23 protein-coding genes are annotated in these 26,203 nt (G+C 68.8%); 6 read left to right on the forward strand and 17 right to left on the reverse strand.

Annotated features, from left to right (window positions below; translation table 11 throughout):
* Nucleotides 1-77 precede the first annotated feature (77 nt).
* Nucleotides 78-1,505 (reverse strand): CCA tRNA nucleotidyltransferase, encoded by a 1,428-nt coding sequence (locus RI211_RS16860; protein ID WP_315636762.1) that lies wholly within the window; start codon nt 1,503-1,505, stop codon nt 78-80.
* A gap of 142 nt (nt 1,506-1,647) precedes the next feature.
* On the opposite strand from RI211_RS16860, the gene RI211_RS16865 reads away from it, so the two are divergent.
* Both RI211_RS16865 and RI211_RS16870 read left to right on the forward strand, forming a co-directional pair.
* A complete protein-coding gene (locus RI211_RS16865; protein ID WP_315636763.1) occupies nt 1,648-4,209 on the forward strand; it encodes a fibronectin type III domain-containing protein in 2,562 nt (853 codons plus the stop codon).
* Between the two features lie 125 nt (nt 4,210-4,334).
* Nucleotides 4,335-4,991, forward strand: coding sequence for a hypothetical protein (locus RI211_RS16870; RefSeq protein ID WP_315636765.1), 657 nt, complete (start codon nt 4,335-4,337; stop codon nt 4,989-4,991).
* Between the two features lie 129 nt (nt 4,992-5,120).
* Here the strand turns inward: RI211_RS16870 and RI211_RS16875 are convergent, their stop codons facing one another.
* The 5 genes from RI211_RS16875 to RI211_RS16895 form a co-directional block, all read right to left on the reverse strand.
* Nucleotides 5,121-5,969, reverse strand: coding sequence for a PrsW family glutamic-type intramembrane protease (locus RI211_RS16875; RefSeq protein WP_315636766.1), 849 nt, complete (start codon nt 5,967-5,969; stop codon nt 5,121-5,123).
* A 124-nt stretch (nt 5,970-6,093) separates the two neighbouring features.
* Nucleotides 6,094-6,744: a dihydrofolate reductase family protein gene (locus RI211_RS16880; RefSeq protein ID WP_315636767.1), complete on the reverse strand. Its 651-nt coding sequence runs from the start codon at nt 6,742-6,744 to the stop codon at nt 6,094-6,096.
* 107 nt (nt 6,745-6,851) lie between these two features.
* The gene (locus RI211_RS16885; protein ID WP_315636768.1) at nt 6,852-7,322 is read right to left on the reverse strand and encodes a GNAT family N-acetyltransferase; all 471 of its coding nucleotides are present in this window, start codon (nt 7,320-7,322) and stop codon (nt 6,852-6,854) included.
* Between the two features lie 35 nt (nt 7,323-7,357).
* On the reverse strand, nt 7,358-8,416 hold the full coding sequence (locus tag RI211_RS16890) for an LLM class flavin-dependent oxidoreductase (protein ID WP_315636769.1): 1,059 nt from the start codon (nt 8,414-8,416) through the stop codon (nt 7,358-7,360).
* 28 nt (nt 8,417-8,444) lie between these two features.
* Nucleotides 8,445-9,953 carry a DUF7059 domain-containing protein gene (locus tag RI211_RS16895; protein WP_396654921.1) on the reverse strand — a complete coding sequence of 503 codons (1,509 nt, stop codon included), beginning with the start codon at nt 9,951-9,953 and terminating at the stop codon, nt 8,445-8,447.
* Between the two features lie 96 nt (nt 9,954-10,049).
* On the opposite strand from RI211_RS16895, the gene RI211_RS16900 reads away from it, so the two are divergent.
* From RI211_RS16900 to trxA, 4 genes are all read left to right on the forward strand, one after another.
* Nucleotides 10,050-12,245, forward strand: coding sequence for a DUF6049 family protein (locus RI211_RS16900; RefSeq protein ID WP_315636771.1), 2,196 nt, complete (start codon nt 10,050-10,052; stop codon nt 12,243-12,245).
* Nucleotides 12,238-13,854, forward strand: a complete 1,617-nt coding sequence (gene murJ / locus RI211_RS16905) for a murein biosynthesis integral membrane protein MurJ (RefSeq protein ID WP_315636772.1) — start codon at nt 12,238-12,240, stop codon at nt 13,852-13,854. Before RI211_RS16900 ends, murJ begins: the two co-directional genes overlap by 8 nt.
* 79 nt (nt 13,855-13,933) lie before the next feature.
* Nucleotides 13,934-14,908: a thioredoxin-disulfide reductase gene (trxB, locus tag RI211_RS16910; RefSeq protein WP_187662777.1), complete on the forward strand. Its 975-nt coding sequence runs from the start codon at nt 13,934-13,936 to the stop codon at nt 14,906-14,908.
* 68 nt (nt 14,909-14,976) lie between these two features.
* Entirely contained in the window at nt 14,977-15,300 is a 324-nt protein-coding gene (gene trxA, locus RI211_RS16915; RefSeq protein WP_025102859.1) for a thioredoxin, read from the forward strand.
* Nucleotides 15,301-15,372: 72 nt separating this feature from the next.
* On the opposite strand, the gene RI211_RS16920 is transcribed toward trxA, so the two are convergent.
* The 11 genes from RI211_RS16920 to rpmH form a co-directional block, all read right to left on the reverse strand.
* The gene (locus tag RI211_RS16920) at nt 15,373-15,897 is read right to left on the reverse strand and encodes a GrpB family protein (protein WP_315636774.1); all 525 of its coding nucleotides are present in this window, start codon (nt 15,895-15,897) and stop codon (nt 15,373-15,375) included.
* Between the two features lie 6 nt (nt 15,898-15,903).
* The gene (locus RI211_RS16925; RefSeq protein ID WP_025102860.1) at nt 15,904-16,239 is read right to left on the reverse strand and encodes a hypothetical protein; all 336 of its coding nucleotides are present in this window, start codon (nt 16,237-16,239) and stop codon (nt 15,904-15,906) included.
* 9 nt (nt 16,240-16,248) lie between these two features.
* Complete coding sequence (locus tag RI211_RS16930) at nt 16,249-17,697, reverse strand: sugar porter family MFS transporter (RefSeq protein ID WP_187662780.1); 1,449 nt, start codon at nt 17,695-17,697, stop codon at nt 16,249-16,251.
* Nucleotides 17,698-17,758: 61 nt separating this feature from the next.
* A complete protein-coding gene (locus tag RI211_RS16935; protein WP_187662781.1) occupies nt 17,759-18,733 on the reverse strand; it encodes a ParB/RepB/Spo0J family partition protein in 975 nt (324 codons plus the stop codon).
* On the reverse strand, nt 18,733-19,605 hold the full coding sequence (locus RI211_RS16940) for a ParA family protein (RefSeq protein ID WP_315636775.1): 873 nt from the start codon (nt 19,603-19,605) through the stop codon (nt 18,733-18,735). The genes RI211_RS16935 and RI211_RS16940 overlap by 1 nt, the downstream gene beginning before the upstream one ends.
* Nucleotides 19,606-22,813: 3,208 nt before the next feature.
* Nucleotides 22,814-23,461: a 16S rRNA (guanine(527)-N(7))-methyltransferase RsmG gene (rsmG, locus tag RI211_RS16945; RefSeq protein ID WP_315636776.1), complete on the reverse strand. Its 648-nt coding sequence runs from the start codon at nt 23,459-23,461 to the stop codon at nt 22,814-22,816.
* 24 nt (nt 23,462-23,485) lie between these two features.
* On the reverse strand, nt 23,486-23,977 hold the full coding sequence (locus tag RI211_RS16950; protein ID WP_187662783.1) for a Jag family protein: 492 nt from the start codon (nt 23,975-23,977) through the stop codon (nt 23,486-23,488).
* The gene (gene yidC, locus RI211_RS16955) at nt 23,974-25,044 is read right to left on the reverse strand and encodes a membrane protein insertase YidC (RefSeq protein ID WP_315636777.1); all 1,071 of its coding nucleotides are present in this window, start codon (nt 25,042-25,044) and stop codon (nt 23,974-23,976) included. The genes RI211_RS16950 and yidC overlap by 4 nt, the downstream gene beginning before the upstream one ends.
* A 3-nt stretch (nt 25,045-25,047) precedes the next feature.
* Nucleotides 25,048-25,398: a membrane protein insertion efficiency factor YidD gene (gene yidD, locus RI211_RS16960; protein ID WP_187662785.1), complete on the reverse strand. Its 351-nt coding sequence runs from the start codon at nt 25,396-25,398 to the stop codon at nt 25,048-25,050.
* Nucleotides 25,395-25,745 carry a ribonuclease P protein component gene (gene rnpA, locus RI211_RS16965; protein ID WP_187662786.1) on the reverse strand — a complete coding sequence of 117 codons (351 nt, stop codon included), beginning with the start codon at nt 25,743-25,745 and terminating at the stop codon, nt 25,395-25,397. The genes yidD and rnpA overlap by 4 nt, the downstream gene beginning before the upstream one ends.
* 6 nt (nt 25,746-25,751) lie before the next feature.
* Complete coding sequence (rpmH, locus tag RI211_RS16970) at nt 25,752-25,889, reverse strand: 50S ribosomal protein L34 (RefSeq protein WP_022879826.1); 138 nt, start codon at nt 25,887-25,889, stop codon at nt 25,752-25,754.
* Nucleotides 25,890-26,203: the final 314 nt, after the last annotated feature.

A 26,203-nucleotide genomic window follows, 5' to 3' on the forward strand; every position in this document is an offset into this window, starting at 1 on the left:
CCCTCTCCGGTCCTCCCGGCCCCCTGCGTGCGGCCGTAAGGGGCCGGGACGCACGGAAGGGGGTGGGCCGGCAAGAGTCAACCGCGCGACGCCCACCACTCCCGGAGACGCTGCTCCGCGACGGCCTCGCCCAGCACACCCTCGTCGAGGCGCAGATCGAGGAGGAACCGGTACGCCTCGCCGACCTCCCGGCCCGGCTTGATGCCGAGGACCTCCTGGATGCGGTTGCCGTCGAGCTCCGGACGGATCGCGTCGAGCTCCTCCTGCTCCCGGAGCGCCGCGATCCGTGACTCGATGTCGTCGTAGGCGGCGGCGAGCCGGGCGGCCTTGCGCTTGTTCCGCGTGGTGACGTCGGCGCGCGTGAGGATGTGCAGCCGCTCCAGCAGGTCCCCGGCATCGCGGACGTAGCGGCGCACGGCGGCATCCGTCCACGCCCCCTCCGCATAGCCGAAGAACCGAAGATGCAGCTCGATCAGGGTCGCGACGGCATCGGTGGTCGCCGAGTCGAAGCGCAGCGCCTGCAGCCGCTTGCGGGCCATGCGCGCGCCGACCACGTCGTGGTGGTGGAACGTCACCGCACCGCCCGACTCGAGCTTGCGCGTGCGGGGTTTGCCGATGTCGTGGAGCAGAGCCGCGATCCGCAGCGGCACGTCCGGCGCCGCCCCGGGGTTCCGGGCATGCTCGAGCGCGATGGCCTGGCTGAGCACCGTGAGGGAGTGCTCGTAGACGTCCTTGTGGTGGTGGTGCTCGTCGACCTCGAGCTTGAGGGCGCTCACCTCGGGGAGGAACTCGTCGATGAGCCCGGTCTCCACCAGCACCCGGATGCCGCGGACGGGGTCGTCGGTCTGCATGAGGCGCACGAGCTCGGACTGCACGCGCTCGGGGCTCACGATCTTCAGGGTGTCGCGGAGCTCGGTGATCGCCCGCTCCGTGTCCTCCTCCACCGTGAAGCCGAGCTGCGCGCTGAACCGGGCGGCCCGCAGCATCCGGAGCGGGTCGTCGCCGAACGACACCCGAGGATCCGTCGGCGTCCGCAGTACCCCCGCCACGAGGTCCTCGACCCCGCCGGTCGGATCGACGAGCTTCACCGCGGGCACCTGGAGGGCCATCGCGTTGACCGTGAAGTCGCGGCGGACGAGGTCGCCATCGATCGAGTCGCCGAACTCCACCGTCGGCTTACGGGTCACGCCGTCGTAGCTGTCCGCCCGGTAGGTCGTGATCTCGACCTGCTCGCCGCGCACCCGGGCGCCGATGGTCCCGAAGGCGCGACCGATGTCCCAGTGCGCGGAGGCCACCGGCTTCACGATCGCGAGGATCTCGTCCGGCGACGCACTCGTCGTGAAGTCGAGGTCGTGCGTCTCCCGGCCGAGCAGCGCATCGCGCACCGGACCGCCCACGACGGCGAGCTCGAAACCGGCGGCGTCGAAGGCCTCCGCGAGGGTACGGACGACGGGATTCTCGGCGAGCGCGCCGAGACGGGCGAGGCCGTCGGCCATGTTGAGCATGGGTTCCAGCGTACCGGCCGCCCCCTGACGCGCCCGCGTTCACCTCCCCGTCGTCTTGATGTCAGACCCCGGTCATCCGGCTCCGCTGGGCTGTGGGCGCCCCGTGCGGCTGAGCACGGACACCCACCCACGAAGGACAGACATGACCTCCCCCACCCCTGCGGTGCGGTGGCGGCGTCGCGGACTGACGTCCGTCGCGCTGCTCGCCGTGCTCGGCGGCGCCGTCGTCGCCCCCGCGGCCCTCGCCGCGCCCGACCCGGAAGTGCCGACCGGCTCGCTCCTCACCGGCGACACCCCCTGGCACTACCTCGACGACGGCTCCGACCCGTCGCCCGCCCCGGCCGCGCTGCGCGACTGGACCCTGCCCGCGTACGACGACAGCGCCTGGAAGACCGCACCGGGCAGCTTCGGTGCCAAGAACGGCGCCCTCGCGCCGGTGGGACCGCAGACCCCGAAGACACTCCTCAACCACTACCTCGACGGGGTGAAGGCACCGACGGTGCCGACGTACTTCTTCCGCACGACCTTCGAGCTGGAGGCCGGCGTCGCCGAGCAGGTCGCCGCCCTGCAGAGCACCGTCACCTTCGACGACGCGATCATCGTGTGGATCAACGGCGAAGAGGTGGCCCGCTACGTCGACGGCCGCATCACCGACACCACCAACGTCGAGTACGCCGGAGACTCCAACGGCGACCCCCTGACCAGCACGTTCAGCGCCGAGGGCGACCTGCTCCGCGACGGCACGAACACCATCGCCGTGTCGCTGTTCCAGGACCGGGCCTCGAGCTCCGACATCTACTTCGACATGTCGTCGCTGACCCTCGTGAAGGCCTCCGACCCCGGCACTCCCGTCGTCGCCCCGCCGACCCGCGTCATCCTCACCCCGACCGAGAAGCCGGAGGTGTCGCAGTCGTTCTCCTGGCTCGCCGGCGACGCGTCGCACACGGCAGGTCAGGTCGAGATCGGCCCCGCAGCAGGTGGCGCCACCAGGACGGTCGACGCCTATGACGCCGGAGTGGTGAACGGCAACCCGAACAAGCACTTCTCGGCCACCGTCACGGACCTCACCCCCGCCACCGCGTACCGTTACCGCGTCGGCCTCCCCGGCAGCTGGAGCGACTGGCACGAGTTCCGCACCGCGGACCCGAAGGCGAGCGACTTCCAGTTCATCTACTACGGCGACGCCCAGATCGGTCTCGACACCACCTGGCCGAGCGTGGTGAAGCAGGCAGAGGCCCACGCCCCGCGATCGATCGGCTCCGTGCACGCCGGAGACCTCATCAACACGTCCAGCAACGAGAACGAGTGGCTGAACTGGTTCAAGGGCATGGAGGATTCCGCCGTGCGCACCAACGTCATGGCCGCCCCCGGCAACCACGAGTACTCGGGGGACAAGCTCCTCACCGCCTGGAAGGCCGCGTTCGAGTACCCGCACAACAACCCGTCCACGAGCTCGATCGGGGAGCTCGCGAACCTCGCGAAGGGCGACTCCGAGGTCGCACAGCAGTATCGTGCGTTCTTCGACCACTGGAGCTCGTTCGCCGCAGAGACCGCGTACTACACCGACTACCAGGGCGTCCGTTTCATCACCCTGAACGCGACCCGCGACACGACCTTCCTCACGCCGGCCGGGCTCCCCTCCTGCACGGGCGCGGAATGCCCGTCGTCGCAGATCGGCACGCTGTGGACGCGCTTCCAGGCGGCGTGGCTCGACCTGCTGCTGCAGAACAGCCCGTCGAAGTGGAATGTCGTCACGTTCCACCAACCGGTGTTCTCCGCGTCGGCCGGTCGTGACGAGCCGGTGCTCCGTGCCGAGTGGCTGCCCGTCTTCCAGCGCAACGACATCGACCTCGTGCTCATGGGCCACGACCACACGTATGCCCGCGGTTTCGTGAACACGGATGCCACGGACACTCCCGGTCTGACCACGGGTCCTGTGTACGTCGTGTCGAACTCCGGCGCCAAGCACTATGACCTGGAGACGCCCGAGAAGAACGTCTGGACCAACAACGGCGCGACCCAGGTGCTGCGCGGCCAGGGCGTGACGACCTACCAGGTGATCGATGTCTCGAAGAACCAGCTCGTCTACCGGTCGTACCTCGCCGAGAAGCAGCCGGACGCCACGACCGACCTCCCCGTGGGCGCGGTCTACGACACGTTCACCGTGACCAAGTCCGACGCGGGCGAGAAGTGGGTGACCGAGGCCGGCGTCACCCCACCGGTCACGGAGGAGCCGGAGCCCGAGAAGCCCGCGACCGTCGAGCTGGGCGCGTCCTCGGTCACCGCCGGCGGCACGCTCGCCGTGTCGGGCAGCGGCTTCGCGGAGGGCGCCGAGCTCGCGCTCGAGCTGCGGTCCGACCCGGTCTCGCTCGGTACGGTCACGGTCGCGGCGGACGGCACGTTCGCGCGCACCGTCACCATCCCGGCGGGCACCCCGGCGGGTGCGCACACCCTCGCCGTGATCCTCCCCGACGGCTCAGAGGTGACGGCCTCCCTGACCGTGGCCGCGGCGGCCGGTGGCGGAGCGATCGTCCCCGGTGAGAGCGACTCGGGTGGCGCGACCGACGGCGACCTCGCGACGACCGGTGCCGACAGCACGCCGTTCGTCATCGGCGCGGTCGTGCTGCTCGCCGCCGGCCTCGGTCTGTTCGCGCTGCGTCGCCGCCGCCGGGATGCCACGGTGGAGACGATCGAAACGGCGTAGCCCGTCAGCGGGCGTCGTCCGGGGTGGTCCCCGGGCGGCGCCCACTCTTCGCGCACGGATCCCCCACCGATAACGGTTCAGCCTCCGTCCGCCGGTCGATCCCGCGTTCACTCTAGGCTCAAGCCATGCCCCACCCCTCTCGGCTCGTGATCGCTTCCACCGCAGCTGCACTCCTGGGCTTCGCCCTCACCGCCTGCGCGCCCGAGAGCACGGAGGGCGGTGGACCAGTGCCGTCGCCGTCGCCGTCGCCGTCGCCGTCGATCATCGCCTCTCCCCCCGCGACGCCCGCGGACCGTGTCGTCGAGATCTCGGTTGACGGCCTTTCGATCGATGACGGCCCGGTCCTCGCATACGACGACGCCGACGGCGCCCTCGCGGCCCTCACCGATGCGTTCGGAGCGGCGCCGACGGAGGCACCCGTGGAGGGTCCATACGGCGCCGTGTACGCCGGCTACGACTGGCCGGGAACGAAGGCCACGGTCCGCGACACCCGCATCGACCTCGTCGTGTCGGCAGACGCGCCGGGAGTGATCGTCCGGACTCCGGAGGGTATCGGCATCGGCTCGACGCGCGCTGAGGCGATGGCCGCAGGGGCCGTGGACGGGTGGGATGAGGACGGCGATGGCGTCGCCGACTACCTGAGCATCGGCGTGCGGGAAGTACCCGGCACCTCCTCGCTCGTGAACCCCGGCGAGGTCGGTGTGGAGTACGTCGACCTCCAGATGACCGGCGACATCGTGAGCCGCCTCAGCACCGGTGGCAACGACTTCAGCGACATCTGAAGCACCCGCGAGGCCGCCGCCCGTCCGGGCACAGCTTCGGAGCCGGGGCTCGACTCGCCGTCGTTCAGCCCCCCCCACGTCGGCGTGTCGGTCGAGATCTCCGAAGCTGTGCACGCGATCCGCGAGGGCTCAGGCTCCGCGGCGGGTCAGCACGAGGCGGAGGGTCACCGCGAAGACCGTCGACACCGCTATCCAGCCGAAGGCTGTGCCCACGGCTGTGAAGAACGAGGCCTGATCGGTGGCGCCGGCGAGGTTCCCGTAGTTGATGGCGGCGTGGGCTCCGATGGCCACCGTGAGTCCGGCGAGCGCGACGAGCGGGCGGGACCAGGCGCGACGGGCGTCCAGCGCGAGGCCGAGTGCCGCCCCGGTCCAGATGGTGAGGGCGGCATGCGTGGGGAAGGTCAGCGTGCGGACGATCCACGTCACCACGCCGTAGCCCACATCGTTCGCCGCGATGTCAGCCGCGATGGCGGAGGCATCCTCCACCGCCGCGAAGCCCACGCCGACCAGCGCCCCGGCCATCGCGCCGAAGAGCACGCCGCGGCGCCCGACGCGCCGGGCGAGCACGAGGATGAGCAGCACCCCGAGACCCTTCCCGAGCTCCTCCACGATGGGCGTCAGCACCCACGTCGAGGGGATCGCCTCGCGCAGGATGCCCTGATCGTCGACGTACAGCGCCTGCTCGGAAGACCACGCGCCGAGCCCGGTGGCGATGAGCACCGCGGCACCGGCGCCCCAGGCCGGCGCCAGCAGGGAAGACGTCCAGGAGCGCGAGACCCGCGGAGCGACCCAGCGCGCGGCGAACATCGTCACCGCCGCCGCGGGGAGGACGGCCACGAGACACACGAGGAAGACGGGGCCGGATTCGACGGTGAACAGCAGGAGCGCCAGAGCCAGCGGGATGAGGAACACCGAGAGCACCACGGAGCGGCGCCCCCGGAACGGGACGGTTTCGGAGGGAGCGAGCGCGGAATGCACGCCCCGATCCTTCCAGACCCCTGCCGCGACTTTCCTGGGCACAACCGCACTTCCGCACGAGGTCGCAGGTTCTCCCGGCAATCCGTGCGACCTCGGTGCGAATCTGCGACCGCGCGCCGGGGCCTCAGGCCTCGCGGGAGAACGTGATGTGGGTCACGCCGGACTCCGCGACCTCGGAGGTCACGCGATAGCCGGCCTCGAGGCCGCGCAGGTCGTCCCACAGACGGATCCCGCTGCCGGTGAGGATCGGGGTGATGCCCACGTGCAGGTCGTCGACGAGCCCCGCGCGCAGGAACTCCCGGACCGTGGTCGCCCCGCCGCCGACACGGACGTCACGCCCTCCGGCCACCGCCACGGCCTCCCGCAGCGCCTCCTCGGGGGTCGCGGTCAGGAAGCGGAAGCTCGTGCCGTTCGCGAACTCGATCGGCGGGCGCGGGGTGTGGGTGAGGACGAACACCGGAACCTCGAACGGCGGCTCCTCGCCCCACCAGCCGCGCCACTCCGGGTCGTCCGGGTTCGCGTGGAGGCCGAACATCCCGGCGCCCATGATCTCGGCACCGATGCCCTGGAAGTACTGTGCCGCGTACTTCTCGTCCACCCCGGTCGTGCCGGCGCCGCTGGTGTCGTGGAAGACGCGCTCCTGGAAGGTGCGGGTCGCGGTGTAGGCGGCGGTGAGTCGTCCCCAGTCCTCGCCGAACGGGTTCTCCGGGGTCTGATCGGTCGTCGTGGCGAAGCCGTCGAGAGTGATGTTGAGGTCGACGCGCACGCGGGTCATGGTGCCTCCGAAGCGGTGGGGACGGGCACCGGTCGGCGCGCCGTCCCCAGCGTCGGGCGTTCCGCGGCCGGTGTCAAGAGCGGGCCGCCGTACCGGACACCCGCGGATCAGGCCTTGGGGTCGTCCGAAAGCGCCATGTGGATGATCGGATAGGGACGACCGTCACCGTCGAGCGCGCTCCGGCCCACCTCCACGAAGCCTCGGCTGCGGTAGAACCCGCGCGCGCCCGGGTTGTCCTCGTTCACATCGACCCTGGCCACGCCCTGGTGGACGACGACCTCGGTGAGCAGGGCAGAGCCCACACCGCGTCCGCGAACGGCATAGGAGACGAACAGCATCTCCAGCCCGTCGTCGTGGACGCCGGCGAACCCGACCGGAACCCCGTCCTGCTCGGCGACGGTGAGGGTCACCGCGGGGAAGTAGTCGGACGCGAGGTGCGATTCGATCCGGGCGAAGTCGGTCTCCTCCAGGAAGTCATGGGTGGCGCGAACGGCGCTGCGCCAGATCTCGACGAGTTCCGCGTACTCCTCTTCCCCCCGGCACGGCCGGATGGTGAGGGGGGAACTGCCTGCGGACATGCCTCCGACACTATCGGTCGGACCGCCGTACCGGATCAGACCACGGGGTCGCCCTGGACCGGACCCTCCGTGTTGGGCTTCCACCCGAGGGCCGGCGCCACGTGCTCCGCGAACGCCTCGAGCACGTGGAGGTTGTACTCCGGCCCGAGCTGGTTCGGGATCGTCAGCATGAGGGTGTCCGCGGCCATGACGGCCTCGTCCCGACGGAGCTGCTCGATGAGGACATCGGGCTCCGCGGCGTAGGTCTTGCCGAACGTGGAGCGGAACCCGTCGATGATGCCGATCTGGTCGCCGTTCTCCTCGCTCCGCAGCCCGAAGTAGGCGCGGTCCATGTCCGACACGAGCGGGAACACGCTGCGGCTGACCGACACGCGAGGCGTCCCGGTGTGGCCGGCCTCACGGTAGGCGGAGCGGAAGAGCTCGATCTGCTCGCGCTGCAGCTCGTGGAAGGGCTGACCGGTGGCCTCCGTCACGAGCGTCGAGCTCATCATGTTGAGTCCCTTGCGGCCGGTCTCCTCGGCCGTCGCGCGCGAACCCGAGCCCCACCAGATGTGGTCGCGCAGCGTGGGGGACTGCGGCTCGATCGCGAGGTACTGTCCCGCACCCACCATCCGGGGGTCGCCGGGAGCGAGTCGCTCGCCGTCGATGGCGCGGAGGAAGATCTCGAACTTCTCCCGTGCGAGCACGCTGCCGCGCTCCGGGTCCTCCTCGTCGCGGAAGCCGAAGGTCTCGTAGCCGCGCAGCGCCGTCTCGGGTGACCCGCGGCTCACGCCGAGCGCGATACGGCCGTCCGCGATGAGGTCGAGTGCGGCCGCCTCCTCGGCGAACTGGAACGGGTTCTCGTACCGCATGTCGATCACGCCGGTGCCGACCTCGATGCGCTCGGTGCGCGCGGCCATGGCCGTCAGCAGCGGCATCGGGGACGCCGCCTGGCGTGCCCAGTGGTGCACGCGGACGTAGGCGCCGTTGACGCCGAGCTCGTCGGCGCCCTCCGCGATCTCGATGGTCTGCTTCAGCATGTCGCCCGCCGTGCGGGTGGCCGAGCCGGGCACGTCGGCGTAGTGACCGAACGAGAGGAATCCGAAAGCCTTCATGGTGTATTCGAACGCATGGAAGCCGGGACTATTCCCCCGGGAGCAGGAAGCCGTCGAGGACGAGCCCGCGGATGCGCGGCTCGAGCTCCGCCCACAGCTGCGCGAACGGCACCTCGAAGAGGTCCGCGAGGGCGGGGGCGATCTGCAGCACCTGGAGCTCGCCGTCGCACGCGCCGACGAAGCCGGCCAGCGCGGGGTCCACCGCGACGGTGCGTGCGAACCCGCCGCCCTGACGCAGCTCGATCACGCTCGGGTCGTCGTTACCGGGGAGAAGGTGGCGCGCCTCGGTGACGTCCGGAGCCACGACGAGGGTGTCGGGCAGCCCTGCGGCGAGCGCATCGTGGGCCGCGAGCCCGAGGCCGAGCGCCGCGCCCACGTTCGCCACGGGCTGCGTCACCCGCTCCGATCGCCGCAGCAGCTCCCCCTGCCCCCGGCGGAGCAGCACGTAGCCGAAGCCGATCGCGGTCACGCCGCGCGCCGCGAAGTCGTCGAGCCACGCGGTCAGCAGCGGAGTGAAGGCGGCATCGCGCGGTGTGATCCCGCCGTCCCTGATCCACAGCTCGGCATAGGCGAGAGGGGACAGCTCCTCCCGCTCCACGACCCACAGGTCGAGGTCGGCGGGCACCCACGCGTCCAGCCGCGCGAGGCCGGTGATGCCCGTCCGCGACTCCCAGTTGCCCAGCAGCTGCGCGATGCCGCCCGGGGTGAGGTGCGCCGGTGCCGTGCGCACGAACTGCTCGACCAGTGCGTCGCCGACCAGACCGCCGTCGCGATACTCGTAGGCGGGCACCCCCGCCGTGCGCGGGGTGATCACGAACGGCGGGTTCGAGACGATGAGGTCGAACGCCTCCCCGGCGACCGGCTCGAACATGCTCCCGTGACGGAACTCGATGTTCGTGACCCCGTTCAGTTGTGCGTTCAGCGCGGCGTAAGCGAGGGCGCGGCGGGAGACGTCGGTGGCCACGACCCGGCCGGCGCGTCGTGCCACGAGGAGCGCCTGGATGCCGCAGCCCGTGCCGAGGTCGAGGGCACGATCCACCGCGAGCGGGACGACCGTCTCAGCGAGCGTGCGGGAGGCGCCGCCCACACCGAGGACGTGGTCGGCGGGCAGTGGGCCGTCGAGGGCGACCTCGTCCAGGTCGCTGGCGATCCACCATTCCCCGACTCCGTCCTCGTCGACGAACGACTGCGGGCGCAGCAGCGCGCTCGGCGTCACGGTGTCGGCGTCGGTCGTCGCCATCCCCAGAGCCTCCAGCCCGTCCACGCCGAGCGTCGGCAGTGCGCGCTCCACGGCCGCGCGCGGCTGGGGAAGGCCGAGCACCAGGAGGCGTCCGAGGGTCGCGAGGACCCCCTCATCCTCGGCGATCGCCCGAAGGATGGGCTCGCGCAGACCACGGGCGAGTGCATCATCCGCCTCCTCGCCCCAGAGACGTCGCAGCGGCTCGGATCGGAGATCGGCGGCATCGAGATCCGCGGCGAACGCAGCGCTGTGGAGCGGGTCGGGGCGGGGGGTGGGGGTGTCGGACACGGCCGTCACTCTACGCGTCTTCAGGGTTCTCCTCCGTCCGGCCTCCTAGAATCGCAGGGTCAGTACTCACGATCCGCCTTTCCCCGGCGTTCGAGGAAGACCTTCATGACCGCGATCACTCCCCCGACGGGCCTCCGCGCGCGTGCGCGCCGGCTCGCGGCGTTCGTGGTCGCCGCCGGCGTCTGCGCGGTGGGTGTCGCCGGTCCCGCGATGGCGGCCGACCAGCCCGCCGCGGACGACGACCACCGTGTCGAACTGCACGTCACGGCGGGTCTACGCGGCACCGTCGCGCCGGGGACGTCGACGTCGGCCGTGGTCACGATCGAGAACGAGACCGAGGCGGAGCTCTCCGCGGGTCGCGTCGAGATCGAGCTCGGCAGCACCCCACTGACCGACGACGATGCCGTGACCGAATGGCTGGACGAGGGTCAGGCCGCCGGTTCCTTCCTTCCCCTCGGCGAAGAGGCCACCAAGCCGGCGGAGGCGGGCGGATCCGCCACCACCACCGTGTTCGTGCCGCAGGAGACGCTGAAGCCGTTGAAACCGGGGGTGTACCCGCTGCGGGCCTCCCTGAGCGATGCCGGTACGGAGGACGCCGAGGGGGAGCGCACCACCACCTGGGACACCAGCGCGACGAGCGTCCTCGTGGTCAGCTCCAGCCCGACCAGTCCGGTCGGCGTCCTCGTGCCCATCACCGCCACCCCGGCCGGCGGTGCCCTCCTGAGCGCTGACGAGCTCACGGAGCTGACCGCCCCGGACGGCGACCTCACCGCGCAGCTCGACGGCGTCGCCGGGACGACGGCTGTGCTCGCGGTCGATCCCGCCATCCTCACCTCGATCCGCGCACTGGGCACCGCGGCTCCCTCCACGGCGAGCGACTGGCTGCAGAGGCTCGACGAACTCCCCAACGCCCGCTTCGCCCTGCAGTTCGGCGATGCCGACCTCACGGTGCAGGCGCAGGCCGGTCTGCCCGAGGCGCTGGCGCCGCTGCCGCTGACCTCGCTGCTCGATCCCGCGGCCTTCCCGCAGCAGCGCGCCGTGACACCGACGAACACCCCCGCCGCCACCGCCGACCCCTCGGCGACGCCGACCGACGGGCCCGCGCTTCCCACCGACGACGAGCTCACGGAGATCGACGGCGCGGTCCCGGGAATCGTCTGGCCGGAGAGCGACCTCACGCAGGCTGACCTCGCGTCGTTCACCGGCTACCTGGGGGGCACCGCCACGACGGTCGTGTCGTCCGAGACGGTCGGCGGTCAGAGTGCGGCTCATGCGACGGCGGGCGGACAGGACCTGCTCGTCACCGACGCGGCCACGTCGGCGGCCCTCTCCGCAGCGGCGACCGAATCCGCCTCGGCTCCCCGCCAGGGGCTGCTGGCAGAGGCGGCAGCCCGGCTCTTCCTCGCCGGTGCCCGGGCGCCTGGCGCTCCGCTCCTCATCGGCCTGGAGCGCGACGAGAGTCGTCCCGCAGAGGCCCTTCGTGACGCGATCTCCACCGCGGACTCCATCGGCTTCGAGCTCTCGGCGGTGCGGGCGGCCCCTGCCGTCGCGGTGACACTGCCGGAGACGGCCGCGGCGACCCGGGCGTCCGACCTCACGAACCTCCTCGCCGATGAGCGCTCCCTCACCGCTTTCGCGACCATCCTCAGTGACCCCCTCGTGCTGCTGAGCCCGGAGCGGATCCGGATCCTGCGCACCATCGCGGTCGGTTCCTCCGCGGAAGCCTTCATCGAGAAGGTCGCGGCCCATCGCGCGCGCACCACCGAGACGCTCGGCGCCGTCAGCATCCCCGACTCCAGCACCATCCAGCTCCTCACGGCCAACGCCGACCTCCCCATCGCCGTGCGCAACGACCTCCCGTGGCCGGTGACGGTGCGGTTGTACGCGTCCCCCACTGATCCGCGCCTCGAAGTGACACCCGTGATCGACGTCGCCGTGCAGGCGAGTTCGACCACGAGGGCGAAGGTGCCGGTGTCGGCCCGGGTCGGCAGCGGCGAGCTCGACCTGCGCCTCAGCCTCACCAGCCCAACCGGAGTGCCGATCCAGTCCGAGCAGACCATCCGTGTCGCGGTGCGCGCGGAATGGGAGACCATCGGCCTCATCGTCTTCGGCGGCCTCGCCGTGCTCCTCATCGCCCTCGGGGTGGTGCGCACGGTGCGCCGGAAGCGTCGGGAGGCCATCGAGGAGCAGGCCGTAGAGGCCGCCGTCGAGGAACTGATCGAGGAGAAGGAAGCGGAAGCCGCGGTGCAGGAGCGCCCCGACGGCCCGGATGCCCCTCCCACAAAGGAGTCGCGTGACTAGTCTCGGGCGCGCCAGCGCCATCATCGGCGCCGGCACCATGGTGTCCCGCGTGACCGGGCTGCTGCGCAGTATCGTCCTCGTGGCGGTGATCGGCTCGTTCAAGTCGGGCCCGGCCGACGCCTTCGCCGCGGCGAACACGCTCCCGAACAGCGTCTTCTCCCTCATCTCCGTCGGCATCCTCACCGCGGTGATCGTGCCGCAGATCGTCAAGGCCACCGCCGACGCCGACGGGGGCAACGCGTTCATCTCGAAGCTCTTCACCCTCGGGACGGTCGTGCTCGTCGCCGTCACGGCTCTCGCCACAATCGCAGCGCCCTGGCTCGTGCAGATCGTGGCAGGCGGGCTCTCCTCGACGACCCAGGCGCTCGCGACCGCGCTCGCGTACTGGTGTCTCCCGCAGATCCTCTTCTACGGTCTGTACGCCCTGTTGGGCGAAGCCCTGAACGCGCGGCGCATCTTCGGTCCGTTCACCTGGGCGCCGGTCGTCAACAACATCGTCTCGATCATCGGATTCCTGATCCTGGGATGGGCGTTCTCGCCGGTGTCCCGCGACTCCGCCGACTGGACGCCGGAGATGATCGCCCTGCTCGGGGGCACGGCGACCCTCGGCATCGCCGTGCAGGCGCTCGTCCTGCTGCTTTTCTGGCGTCGGACGGGCCTCTCGCTCCGCCCCGATTTCCAGTGGCGGGGCGTCGGCCTCGGCAACGTGGGAAAGCTCGCGGGATGGACCTTCCTGATGGCGTTCGCCTCACTGTCCGCCGGCGTGCTGCAGGGCAACATCGTCAGCAACGCCTCGGAGTCGGGCGCCTCGCTCGCCGTGACCACGAACGCCTGGCTCATCTTCATGCTCCCCTACTCGGTCATCGTGCTGTCGATCGGGACCCCGTACTTCACGCAGATCAGCGAGCACGCCGCCGCCGGGCGGCACGACGAGGTCCGCGGAGACATCTCGCGCAGCATCCGCACGCTGCTGTTCTTCATCGTCGCCGCCGTCGCCGCGGTGGCCGCCGCGGCGATCCCCGCCTCCCGTGTCTTCACCGAGAGTCCTTCCGACGCCGAGGGGGCGGCCGTCGTCCTCCTCTGCTACCTGGTCAGCCTGATCCCGCTCACGATCCTGTTCATCGTGCAGCGCACGTTCTACGCGTACGACGACACGCGCACGCCCTTCTGGTTCACGATCTTCCAGTGCGCGCTGATCGTCGTGACCGCGCTGGGAGCCGTCGCCCTGCTGTCGGCGGAGGTCATCGACCTCACGCAGCTGGCCGCCGCCGTGGCTCTGGGGCAGTCCATCGCCAGCACGCTGCAGACGATCGTCGCCACCTGGCTGCTGCATCGCAAGATCGGCGGCATCGGAATCCTGTCCTGGCTGCGTGCTCTCGCGCTGTTCGCGGTCGCCGCGATCCCGGCGGGGCTCGCCGGATGGGGAACGTTCCTCCTGATCGGGGGGACGACCGGATGGGCCACGTCCGGAGTCATCCCCGGCGCCCTGGCGACCGCCGTCGTCGGCCTCGTCGTCGTGATCGTCTACGTCGCGATCCTCGCGGTCTTCCGCGCCCCGGAGCTGAAGGCCGCCGGCGGGCTCGTCCGCCGCTTCCTGCCCGGCCGCTGACGCGGGAATGCCCCGCGGTTACCATGGGTTGAAGCAGTCGGACGTCTTTCGACGGCACCGCCTTTCTAACGGAGATCACATGCGTCAGGTCATCATCATCGGCTCCGGCCCCGCCGGATTCACGGCTGCCATCTACGCGGCGCGCGCGAACCTGGAGCCGCTCCTCATCGCGAGCTCCGTCGAGGTCGGCGGCGAGCTCATGAACACGACCGAGGTGGAGAACTACCCCGGCTTCCCGGAGGGCATCCAGGGCCCTGAGCTCATGGCGAAGTTCCAGGAGCAGGCCGAGAAGTTCGGCACCGAGGTGCTCTACGACGACGTCACGGAGCTCGATGTCGCCGGTCCCGTCAAGAAGGTCACCCTCGGTTCGGGTGCCACCCACGAGGCCAAGACGATCATCTACGCCACCGGTTCGGCCTACCGCAAGCTCGGGATCGCGGGCGAGGAGCGTCTCTCCGGTTTCGGCGTCTCCTGGTGCGCCACCTGCGACGGCTTCTTCTTCCGTCAGAAGACCATCGCGGTCGTCGGCGGCGGCGACTCGGCGATGGAGGAGGCCACCTTCCTCACGCGTTTCGCGGACAAGGTGTACGTCATCCACCGCAAGGACTCCCTCCGCGCCTCGAAGATCATGCAGGAGCGCGCCTTCGCGAACGAGAAGATCGAGTTCGTCTGGAACAGCGAGGTCGTGGAGATCCTCGGCGACACCGCCGTCTCCGGCGTGCAGCTGCGTTCCACGGAGGACGGGTCGCTGCGCGACCTCCCTCTCGACGGCCTGTTCATCGCGATCGGCAACGACCCGCGCACGCACCTCGTGCACGAGAAGCTCGAGCTCACGCCCGAAGGGACGATCTGGGTCGACGGACGCTCCTCGCGGACGTCGGTCCCCGGTGTCTTCGCCGCCGGTGACGTGATCGACCCCACCTACCGCCAGGCCATCACCGCCGCCGGGACGGGCACGATCGCGGCTCTCGACGCCGAGCACTTCCTCGCCGATCTCGAGGACGCGTCCGTCGAGGTCCCCGCAGCCGAGGCCGCCGAGGTCATCACGGCCTGACCAGGGCCGGGAACACTTTCCCCCCGCCCGTTGTTGCAACAGGCGAACCTCGAACAAGGAGAACTCTGATGAGTGCAAAGGCAACGAGCCAGGCGACCTGGGAGCAGGACGTGCTGCAGGCCGATGGTCCCGTGCTGGTGGACTTCTGGGCCGAGTGGTGCGGTCCGTGTCGTATGGTCGCGCCGGTGCTGGACGAGATCCAGTCCGACAACCCCGACAAGATCACCATCCTCAAGCTCAACGTGGACGAGAACCCGGAGCTGGCCATGAAGTACCAGATCACGTCGATCCCGGCGATGAAGGTCTTCCAGGGCGGAGAGGTCAAGACGACGATCATCGGCGCCAAGCCGAAGTTCGCCCTCGAGCAGGATCTCGCCGCTTTCCTCGGCTGATCCCCCACGACCACGAGAAGGGCCGCGCCTCCGGGCGCGGCCCTTCTCGCATGCTCGGCCAGCCTAGGGTGATCAGCGCTTGTCGTACACGTCCACCGGCTCGAGCCCCCGTGCTGCCCGCGCCCTGTCGACGATCTCCTGGATGACAGCGGTCTTCGCTGCGTTGTAGGAGGAGTTCCGCTCCTCCGCCGCCCGCGCTGCGTCGTGCTTGACGCGTTCGTATCGCTCCGCATCGTCCGGGTGCGCGCACAACCAGTCCCGCAGCAGGCGCTGAGGCGCGGTATCCCATTCGGCTGCCGTGAAGAAGTGTGCGATGGCGAGGCGCTCCCCGGCCGCCTCCATGATCATCACCGGATGAGTGCGGATTCCGCTGCCGGTGCGCCATCCCACCGCCTCCAACGCGGACCGGTACGCGTCGAACTCTTCTCCTGTCTGCACCCGCACCGCGAGGTCGATGACCGGCTTCGCGCTCATCCCAGGGATCGCCGTCGAACCGATGTGCTCGACGATCCAGCCGTCCGCCCTGGCAGCGCGGATCGATGCCGCGAACTCCTCGAATCGCTGCGGCCACGACGGGTCGTAGGGAACGAGGAGCATCGGTCGTCAGGAGGCGTCGGCGATGCGAGGGTCCCAGCGACGATGGCGCTGCTTCTCGTCCAGGAGTCCCCAGACGGCTGGTGTGAGCTCCGGGTACTCCAGGGCGATCTGGCGCAGCACGCGGTAATGCCGCGCGGCGTTGGGACGTACCCCGTCGTTCGCGGCGATGTTGTCGGCGCGCAGCAGGTAGACGACGAGTTCGTCGACACTGGGCAGCTCCTCCATGAACTCCCAGGGGTCCTCACCGCCGAGCAGGCGCTCCTGGACGAGGACGGCGAGTTCGTCCGACGCCTCGGCGCGCAGCACTTCCAGGCTGGCGCGACGGGGGACGGACTCGGTCATCCCTCCAGCCTACGCGCGTGCGCGACGGGGTCGGCGCTCCACCTTCGCATCCTCGCTCATGTCCTCGAGCTCGCGGCCCTTGGTCTCCGGCACCTTGAAGAACACGAAGAAGAACGACAGCAGCGCGAAGAAGGCGTAGAAGCCGTACGCGAAGGTGAGGCCGATCTCCGCGAACGCGGGGAACGTCGTCGAGATGAAGAAGTTCGCCACCCACTGCGCCGCGGCAGCCACGGCCAGAGCGCCCGCACGGATCGAGTTGGGGAAGATCTCGCCCAGGAGCACCCACACGAGCGGCCCCCAGCTCGCACCGAAGAACACCACGAAGCCGTTGGCGCAGACGAGGGCGACGGTCGCCCACGGGTCGGGAAGCGTCGCGGTGCCCGAGGCATCCAGCGTGCCGAACGAGAAGGCGAGCGCCATGAGTCCGAGGGTCACCGTCATGCCGACGGAGCCGACGAGCAGCATGATCCGGCGACCGATCCGGTCGACGAGCAGGATCGCGACGATCGTGACGACGATGTTGGTCACAGAGGTGATGACGGAGGTCAGGAGAGCGCTGGACTCGTCGAATCCGACCGACTGCCACAGTGTCGTGGAGTAGTAGAAGATCACGTTGATGCCGACGAACTGCTGGAACACCGACAGCAGGATGCCGACCCAGACGATCGGCTTGAGGCCGAGACGGCTGCCTCGCAGGTCTCGCAGCGACTCGGAGCGCTCCGTGTCGATCGTGCCCGTGATCTCCTTGATCTTCGCCTCGGTGTCGATCGTCCCCGTGACGGTCTGGAGCACTTCCGCGGCACGCTTCACTTCGCCCTTGCGCACCAGGTAGCGCGGGGATTCCGGCAGCCGGAGCGACATCAACCCGTAGACGAGCGCGGGGATGGCCGCGACCATGAACATCCATCGCCAGGCGGTCAGGCCCCAGAGCGGCTGGTCGGCCTCCCCCGCGATGCCGGCGAGGAGGGCGTCCGACAGCAGGGCGGCGAAGATGCCGAGGACGATGGCGAGCTGCTGCAGCGATCCCAGACGACCGCGGATCGCGGCGGGAGACACCTCCGCGATATAGGCGGGGGCGATCACCGAAGCCGCGCCGACGCCGAGTCCGCCGATCACACGCCAGACGATGAGGTCGACTACGCTGAACGCGAGTCCGGAGCCGATCGCCGAGACGAAGAACATCGCCGCGGCGACAACCATCACCGGGATGCGTCCGAACTTGTTCGACACCGGGCCGGCGAACCAGGCGCCGACCGCACAGCCGATCAGGGCGGAGGAGACAGCGAAGCCCTTGAGACCCGTGCCGAGGTCGAACCCTGAGACATCTCCCGCCAGGGCATCGACAGCACCGTTGATCACCGCGGTGTCGAATCCGAAGAGGAATCCGCCCAGAGCCGCCGCAATACTGACGGCGATCACGCGACGCTTGATACTCGCTGGATCAGCTGGTCTGGACATGACATCCCCCTCGCATCGACAAGATGACGCGAGTCTATGTCACCCCCGACCAGGGGCGGGGTCAGCGCGCGGAGCCGTACCCTTCTTCGCCGAGCTCCTCGAGAATACGGTTCAGGTCCTGGATCGATGCGAAATCTATCGTGACCTGGCCTTTCCGAGCTCCCAGTGCGATCCGGACGCGGGTGTTGAGCCGGTCCCCCAGCTTGCCGGCGACCTCATCCAGGTACGCCCGGCGTGCCCCGGGCGTGGGCTTTGGAGTCTTCCCTGCGGAGGGCTGCGACTTGGCCGCCTCTTCCGTGGCACGGACGGAGAGGTCCTCGTTGACGACCTTGTCCGCCAGGCGCTGCATGGCCTCCGGCGAGTCCACGCTCAGGATCGCGCGCGCGTGTCCGGCGGTCAGGACACCAGCGGCCACCCGCTGCTGCACGGGGACAGGAAGCTTGAGCAGGCGGATGGTGTTGCTGATCTGCGGACGGGAACGCCCGATGCGCGTCGCGAGCTCCTCCTGCGTGATGCCGAAATCGTCGAGGAGCTGCTGGTAGGCCGATGCCTCCTCCAACGGGTTCAGCTCCGAGCGGTGGAGGTTCTCCAGGAGCGCGTCCCGCAGCAGGTCCTCATCGGCGGTATCCCGGACGATGGCCGGGATCGACTCGAGTCCGGCCTCGCGGGCTGCCCGCGTGCGCCGCTCCCCCATGATGAGTTCGTACTCGCCGTCGCTGTTCTTCCGGACCACCACCGGCTGCAGCACGCCGAACTCGCGGACGCTGTGCACGAGCTCCGCGAGGTCCTCCGGGTTGAAGTGCGTGCGCGGCTGGCGGGGGTTGGGGACGATCGCCTGCGGGTCGACCTGGATCAGGTGGATCCCGGGCACCGCCTCGAGCTCAGCCTCGGGTGCCGCGTCGGCGTTCGCGGAGGGAGCCTCGGGTGCCGGAGCGATCTTCGCGCCCGGGAAGAACACGTCGACAGGACGTTCGGCCTGGTCCGCCGTCGGGATGAGGGCGCCGATGCCGCGGCCGAGTCCAGTGCGCTTCGCCATTATTTCTCCTTGCTCTGCGTCTGTCGCGACGCGATCTCGACGGCGGCCTCACGGTAGGCGATCGCTCCGGCGGACTGACCGTCGTAGGCGATGACCGTCTGGCCGAAACTGGGGGCTTCCGATACGCGTACGGACCGCGGAATCACGGTGTCCAACACCTGTGACGGGAAGTGCGAGCGCACTTCCTCCGCAACCTGCTGCGCCAGACGCGTCCGCCCGTCGAACATCGTCAGGAGGATCGTCGAGAGATGGAGGCTCGGATTCAGGTGCTTCTGGATCATCTGGATGCTGCCGAGCAGCTGGCTCAGGCCTTCCAGGGCGTAGTACTCGCACTGGATCGGGATGAAGACCTCGTTCGCCGCGGTGAACGCGTTGATCGTGAGGAGTCCGAGCGATGGGGGACAATCGATGATGACGAAGTCGACAGGGTTGTCGACGAGGTAGTCCTCCAGAGCACGGCGAAGTCGGTGCTCCCGGGCGACCTGTGCGACGAGTTCGATCTCGGCACCCGCGAGGTGGATGGTGCTCGGTGCACAGAAGAGATTGGGGCTCTCCGGACTGGGCTGCACGATCTCCGCGAGCGGGAACTCGTCGATGAGGACGTCATAGACGCTCGGTGTGTCGGCATTATGCGGCACCCCGAGCGCCGTGGAGGCGTTCCCCTGGGGGTCCAGGTCGATGACGAGCACCTTCGCACCCAGACCAGCCAATGCCGAAGCGATGTTGACGGCGCTCGTGGTCTTACCCACGCCACCCTTCTGGTTCGACACCGTCAGGATTCGCGTGTCTCCCCCGAACTCCACGGTGACTGCTTCGAGCGCGCGGCGACGAACGGAGAGATCCGCGATTTCTCGCGCGAGGGGGGTGTCCATCCCGAACGATTCGTTCGACGATGCCTTCTCGGACTGTTTCACGTGAAACATCCACTCCTTTCGGGGCCGCGTTCCACTCTAATCGCAGCGACCGACGTCGGATCACAGGCGCGACCGGGCGGCGGAGATGCTCCCGTCCGCGCACTTCCACATATACGCGGACTGGGAGCTCCAGTGACGTTCGTTTCACGTGAAACGACGGCTTCAGCCACGGCCGGCTGAACGCGGCTTTCGTCACCGGTGGCTTCGCGCAACTCGATGCCGACGAAGCGCCAAGAGACGCCCCCAGCGCTGGTACCGGCTGGCCCTGCTGAGACGGGTGGGTGAGTCACGCGACTGGGGACCTGACCTCTCCACCGAAGCATGCTCGCGAGCCGACCTCCTGCCCCTCCTCGACGAGAGCGCCTGGCGGTCCGGCCTAGCTTCTCCGCGTCGTCCGGTTCGACCCCACATTTCTCGAGGCCCAGTCCCGCGCTCGCAAACCTCCGCCTCCCCACCTCACTCGGGTACCTTGTCGCAGCTTCCACGGGGGTGCCTGCCGCGGTCAGGCGAATCCGCGACCGCGTCCTTCTGGATAACCCCTGCCTACACCCGCGAGCCACCGCTCTGCCGGGCACCTCCCCCGCAGAGCACGCGGATCCTTCACGCGTGCACCCTCGGCCGGGAGGACGCCAGCGTCACGCGGCACCGATCCGGTCCGCTCGCGCCCCGTGCTCCGTATGCCAGCGCAACAGGCGCGTCGCGTCGTTCTGGCCCCTCCATGATCTGCCTGCCCGCACAACTCGCGGAGCATCACACGGCTGCCTCCGCCAGCGTCCGAGCCGGCAGGTGGACGAAGGATCGCGCCGCATGGGGGCACCGACCCCCAATGTGGCCCGTCCCTTCGCCCTTTGCGACGGCTCGTCTCCCATGAATCCGCCGCCCGATCGCGGTCTGTTTCACGTGAAACACAACCCCTCCTGACCTGTTCACATCCGTTCACCATCTCGGGCACGCACAGCAGCACGTGTTCCCAGCCGCTGCTCGGGTCGCCCCGCGACGACGGAGCACACCTGGGAGCAGTCCTGGCGCGGAGGGATTTCCCTTCACGGCGACGCCCATCGAACGACGTGGCGTCGCCCATCCACGCACACCACTCGGCATGCGCGCCCGAAGTGTGTGGAACGACCGTCGCTCAAGAGCCATCTGCGTCACGCGAGCGATAGCCCCACGGTGGCGGCAGGGCACGTTCATACCCGACCTCGCGCGAACGCCACACACAGCTCCCACTCCCCTTCCTGTGCACACCGTCCATAGCGAGGATCAGAGCTCGCAGCAGGTCCGCCGCGGACCGCTATAGAGAGGAGGCACCGCGGCACGTCTGCCACAGCGGCGCCCGGTCACACCGTTGCCCACTCCTCCGCGGGAAGGCCGATCACCGGGGCCGGCCCGCTCTTCGAGGGACACCGTTGAGGGATCAAGGCCAGCCCCGGTTGTCCGGAGTCATTCCCCGGACGAAACACGAGACGAGGCATGAGCGCCTCTGCCGCAGCGGCCAAAAGCTCCAAAGCCCAGTCCCGCGTCAAGGCTCTCACCGGCCCCCTCCACACATGGACACACGCCATCCAACGCCAGGCCTGCACCGGTTACACCCCGTCTCCCCCCGACGACACTCGAGACGAGGCACGAGGGATCCGATAGCGCCGCAGAGAGGTTCAGAGGCCACTCCTCCGAAGAGGGCCACTCACCGGGTGCCTTTACACGTCGACACACCATCGAATGCCAGGGCCCGGCCCGGTTGCCCCGAGTCATCATTGACCAGGCACGGGACGAAGTATCGCGCCGCCTCCCCCGCCGCAGAACCCGGCGACACCGTCACACTTTCCCACGAGAATGCCGCCCGCCGGCTCCAGTCCAGGCTTCGAGGCACACCCCGAACGTCACTGACAGGACTGGTGGCACCATGTGCGTCTCAGACGGCAGAGGAAACGAGGCACCGAGGCACCCCCTGCGGTAGCTTCGCCGAGCGGATGACCTTCTTGCCTGTCGACACCCCCGCGGGGAACCTCCACTGCCGCAGCGACCTGCAGGAGCTAGCGGCACGCCCCAGCCGACTCTGACGAGGGCTCCCCCCGACGACCGATGAGCATAGGTACGCACCCGATGCAGAGGGACATGACACGTTCGCCCCGTGCCGCACTCACCGTCACTACACTCTGCGCACGCGCTGAAGATCGGTGACCCTCAGCGGGAGGACGGCACTCGGGCACCGTGGGAGCCACCCCCGAGAAACCGACTGTTTCACGTGAAACACTCATTCAAGATCGCTACGACTGAGGGATACCTCCTCCACTACCGAATGCGCCATGGCAAACGCTCGGAGATGGTCAGCGGACGACGTAGGCGCGTGCGATAACTCGTCGAAGCGAATCGCGCGACGTTTCACGTGAAACGGTTGTGTGTCTGATGTGGCCACGCCGACCACGATCCCACCTCCTGCGTCTGACTCACGGGAGGTTCTGCGATCCGCAGCCCACCACGCCGCACCGTGAAGACAGCACCCCCGCCCGCTGACCCACCAGCACGGGCAGGTGCCGGTGTCGAGCAGAAGGGCACTCAACGAGCAGTGCGTCCAATGACCTCGCAGGAGAACATCACTTTTGACCTACGAACTGCCCGGGGCAGCGCCCCCCGCTCCTTGGCTCGATCGGTGGGTGCCCCACCGGTCTCCCCACGCGCTTTCCGAAAAGACTCGGAGACCTTGATGAGTACGCCCGTCCACAGCTCCGATGCCAAGGAGTTGCGTGGCGGCGCCTACCGATTCCCTCCTCCGAGGCCGGCCTCCGGAGACGTGATACTCGCCTCTGACCGCCTCGGCGAAGATGCTCCCGCGATGGATGAACCTTCACGCCGCCGAACCCAGCGCTCCCGACAACCGTGTCAGACAGAGGTCGGTCGCCGATTCAGGTTCACCGTAACTGGAGCAACCAGACACCGACGTCGCCGATGCACCCAGTGAACGCGATTCCCGACTCAGCGCCTTCGGAGCCGAGAGTAGCGTCCTACCGCACTGCTCCGACACTCGTTGTTGTTTCACGTGAAACATGGCCTGTCCGGGCGGACCCCATGCGTGAGGGGGCACAACCTTTTCGGATCAGTCGATCAAGAGGTAGTGCCCACCAGAGAGAGCCGCTCTGACGGCAGTGTTTCACGTGAAACGACAATGTCCTCAGCGCACGTGGGCACGGACGACCCGGGTCGTCTCGGGAAGCAGTCCCTCGCCCAGAACCTCGACGCGAACGTCGGAGAGTGTGAACTTCGCGATCTGCTTCCGCGCCGCCTCGATCTCGTTCGCGGCGTTCATGCCCTTCAAGAGGGTGAGTTCACCACCATCGCGCACCAGCGGAGCCGTCAGTGGAATCAATGTACGCAGCGCGCTCACCGCGCGAGCCGTTACGACGTCGAAGGCACCCTTCGCACGGACGTCCTCCGCACGCGCACGGAGGATGGTGACGTTCGAGAGCTCGAGATCGTTCACCTGCTCCATCAACCAGTTGATTCGACGCTCCATCGGCTCAACCAGTGTCCACGACACATCGGGGCGGGCGATGGCGAGCACCAGACCGGGCAGCCCGGCCCCAGACCCGATGTCCGCCACGGAACCGTGAAAGAGCGGTGCGGCGATCGCGCTGTTCAGGATGTGACGCGTCCACAGGCGGGGCAGTTCGAGCGGTCCGATCAGACCCCGCTCCTCCCCCTCACGGGCGAGGGAGTCCGTGAACCGCCGAGCGATCTCCAGGCGGTCTCCGAAAAGATCGGCAGCGACAGTCGGCTCCTGCTCGACGGTCTTCTCGCCGGAATCGCTCGTCTCAGACACCCGCCCGTACTCGCCTTCGGTACGTCAGTGACGACGCAGGACCGTGTGACGGTCCGCGCCCTCGCCGTACGACTCGGAGACGAGCCCTCGCTCGGCAGCGATGTCGTGGACCAGCTTGCGCTCGTAGCTCGACATCGCCGGCAGCGACGCCTGCGACGAGCCCTCATCGAGCTTGGCGGCCGCCGCCTCGACCAGGGTCACGAGCTGCCGGCGGCGCGTGTCGCGGGATCCTCCGATGTCGAGGATGAGACGCGAGAACGAGCCGGTCTTGTTCTGCACGGCGAGACGCGTGAGCTCCTGCAGCGCCTGCACCGTGTCCGGAGCGGAGAGCAGCGCGAGGCCGTCACCCTCGGCCTCGACCGAGACGTAGGCACGCCCCTGCCGGACATCGAGGTTCAGGTCGCCGTCGATGTCGGCGATGTCGAGCAGCTCCTCGAGGTAATCCGCGGCGACATCGCCTTCGTTCTCGAGCTGCGCCACAGTGGGCTCGGTGCTCCCGGTGACGACCTCACTCATGACGCGTTTCCCTTCTTCTTCGCGCGCTTCTTCCCTACCGGCTGCTGTCGCTTCGGTGCCTCAGCCTTCGCCTTCTCCGCCTGCTCCAGCAGACGCTGCTGCTCTGCCTCGTACACCGACATCGGCACGACCTTGCCCGAGGAATCGATGGCCTTGCCCTTACGCGCCAGACGCTCTTCGCGCGCCTTCGCCGCCTCAGAGCCCGGGGTGGGCATCTCACGGATGACGAGGAACTGCTGGCCCATGGTCCAGAGGTTCGAGATGAACCAGTACACGACGACACCGAGCGGGAAGAAGACACCGGAGAAGATGAAGCCCAGCGGCAGCACGTAGAGCATGATCTTCTGCATCTGGTACGCCTGGCCGGTCTTGGCTTCCGGCGACAGGTTCTTCGAGATGATCTGCAGCTGGGTGAAGAACTGCGACGCGATCATCAGGACGACCAGCGTCACCAGGATGATGATCGCGGTGACGTTCTGGGCCTCGATCGCATTGCCGAGGTTCTCGTGCAGCGACGCGACGCCGAAGAGCTTGGCGTCGTAGAACTCCTGCGTGAGCTCCGCATTCAGCAGTCCGACACCGCCGATGCCCTGCGTCGCGTGCTTGCTGACGTCGCTCAGCACGCTGTAGAGCGAGAAGAAGATCGGCATCTGCACGAGCAGCGGCAGACAGCTCGACATCGGCGTCGTGCCGTGCTTCTTGTACAGCGCCATCGTCTCGCGGCTCATCGCCTCACGAGAGAGCTGATCCTTCTTGCCGCGGTACTTCTCCTGAACTTTCCGCAGTTCAGGAGCGATTTCCATCATCTTGCGCTGGCTCTTGATCTGCTTCACGAACAGCGGGATGAGCGCTGCACGGACCACGATCACGAGGCCGACGATCGAGAGGACCCAGGTGATGCCCGAGGCCGCAGGAAGACCGACGGCGGTCAGCAGCCAATGCCAGGCGACGAGGATGAGCTCGACGACCCACTTCAGCGGCCACAGGATCGTGCCGAGCAGGTCGAATCCGCCGGATGCCGGCTCCGGGCTGGGGGTGGCACTGGCGAACAGAAGGTCAAGACCCACCGATCAGTCCTTTCGGGAGGGGACGACGAAACCGTGTGCGGTCAGGTCGTAGCGGAAGTGTCGGTGCGGTGTGACGTCGTCGACGCCTCCGCGAGACCAGGGATTGCAGCGGAGGATGCGCCACGCCGAGAGCAGAGCCCCCCGCACGGCGCCGTGCTGCTGCACCGCACCTACAGCGTAGGCGGAACAGGAGGGGTAGTACGCACACACGTCCCCGTACATCGGCGAGACCACCCTGCGGTACCCCGCCAGGAAGGCGAGCACGGCGTTGCGCGGCAGGAGCGGGATGCTGCGAAGCACGTCGCGCCCGTGCATCTCCCCCGTCCCCACCGACGAGGCCGGCAACGCGGTCATGAGGCGGCCTCGGCCGGTGCGAGCCGCGCCAGGCAACGATGCACATCGCTGCGAAGCTCCGCGTAGGAGGCGGTCGCGGACGCAGGAAGGGCACGGATGACGACATCCGTGCCCTGAGGAACACGCGGGAGCGCCTCCGCACAGACGGCTTTGAGTCGCCGACGGACGGTGTTGCGCACCACGGCCGTGCCCACCTGCTTGCTGATGATGAAGCCGAACCGCGCGGCCCTGCTCTCGCCCGTCGCCAGCATGGAGGTGAGGACGCGGGCCCCGCCACAACGCGATCCGCGTCGAACGACCAGTCGGTAGTCGCTCCCGCGGGTCAAACGGAACGGGCGGGCGAGCACAGCTGCTTACGCGGAGAGCTCGGTACGGCCCTTCGCGCGGCGTGCCGAGAGGATGGCACGGCCGGCGCGGGTACGCATGCGGGCACGGAAGCCGTGCTTCTTGGCGCGACGACGGTTGTTGGGCTGGAAGGTGCGCTTGCTCATGAGATCACTCCGGGAATGCTGTCACCGGATTCACTTCGACCGGAGACATAGGGAACTGCCAAACAGGCATAAGTCAACCGACTAAGGGTACGTCTTGGCGGCGGACAGGGCAAATCTGCGACCTGTACCGCTTGTCATTCCATGCGTACCGCACAGCCATTATCCACAAGCCGGACGCATCCGCCACATCCAACACGCCCGCGTGTTTTCAAGGGCAGGTTGCCGTTCGGAGCCGGTGTGACTACCGTGGCATCCGAAGTTATCCACAGGGGAACGGCACGTCGACCCCGACCCGATCCGTCGTCCGGAGCACC

The organism is Microbacterium meiriae (assembly GCF_032364335.1).
Lineage (GTDB): Bacteria > Actinomycetota > Actinomycetes > Actinomycetales > Microbacteriaceae > Microbacterium > Microbacterium meiriae.

What these genes read in the sequence shown, in the direction of transcription:
- RI211_RS16920 (WP_315636774.1), bottom strand. Translation starts at nt 15,897, where the DNA reads ATGCTCCTCGTTCCCTACGACCCGTCGTGGCCGCAGCGATTCGAGGAG.
- RI211_RS16925 (WP_025102860.1), bottom strand. Translation starts at nt 16,239, where the DNA reads ATGACCGAGTCCGTCCCCCGTCGCGCCAGCCTGGAAGTGCTGCGCGCC.
- RI211_RS16860 (WP_315636762.1), bottom strand. Translation starts at nt 1,505, where the DNA reads ATGCTCAACATGGCCGACGGCCTCGCCCGTCTCGGCGCGCTCGCCGAG.
- RI211_RS16930 (WP_187662780.1), bottom strand. Translation starts at nt 17,697, where the DNA reads ATGTCCAGACCAGCTGATCCAGCGAGTATCAAGCGTCGCGTGATCGCC.
- trxB (WP_187662777.1), top strand. Translation starts at nt 13,934, where the DNA reads ATGCGTCAGGTCATCATCATCGGCTCCGGCCCCGCCGGATTCACGGCT.
- rpmH (WP_022879826.1), bottom strand. Translation starts at nt 25,889, where the DNA reads ATGAGCAAGCGCACCTTCCAGCCCAACAACCGTCGTCGCGCCAAGAAG.
- RI211_RS16870 (WP_315636765.1), top strand. Translation starts at nt 4,335, where the DNA reads ATGCCCCACCCCTCTCGGCTCGTGATCGCTTCCACCGCAGCTGCACTC.
- RI211_RS16935 (WP_187662781.1), bottom strand. Translation starts at nt 18,733, where the DNA reads ATGGCGAAGCGCACTGGACTCGGCCGCGGCATCGGCGCCCTCATCCCG.
- RI211_RS16890 (WP_315636769.1), bottom strand. Translation starts at nt 8,416, where the DNA reads ATGAAGGCTTTCGGATTCCTCTCGTTCGGTCACTACGCCGACGTGCCC.
- RI211_RS16865 (WP_315636763.1), top strand. Translation starts at nt 1,648, where the DNA reads ATGACCTCCCCCACCCCTGCGGTGCGGTGGCGGCGTCGCGGACTGACG.
- RI211_RS16900 (WP_315636771.1), top strand. Translation starts at nt 10,050, where the DNA reads ATGACCGCGATCACTCCCCCGACGGGCCTCCGCGCGCGTGCGCGCCGG.
- RI211_RS16950 (WP_187662783.1), bottom strand. Translation starts at nt 23,977, where the DNA reads ATGAGTGAGGTCGTCACCGGGAGCACCGAGCCCACTGTGGCGCAGCTC.
- trxA (WP_025102859.1), top strand. Translation starts at nt 14,977, where the DNA reads ATGAGTGCAAAGGCAACGAGCCAGGCGACCTGGGAGCAGGACGTGCTG.
- RI211_RS16880 (WP_315636767.1), bottom strand. Translation starts at nt 6,744, where the DNA reads ATGACCCGCGTGCGCGTCGACCTCAACATCACTCTCGACGGCTTCGCC.
- RI211_RS16940 (WP_315636775.1), bottom strand. Translation starts at nt 19,605, where the DNA reads ATGGACACCCCCCTCGCGCGAGAAATCGCGGATCTCTCCGTTCGTCGC.
- yidD (WP_187662785.1), bottom strand. Translation starts at nt 25,398, where the DNA reads ATGACCGCGTTGCCGGCCTCGTCGGTGGGGACGGGGGAGATGCACGGG.
- RI211_RS16885 (WP_315636768.1), bottom strand. Translation starts at nt 7,322, where the DNA reads ATGTCCGCAGGCAGTTCCCCCCTCACCATCCGGCCGTGCCGGGGGGAA.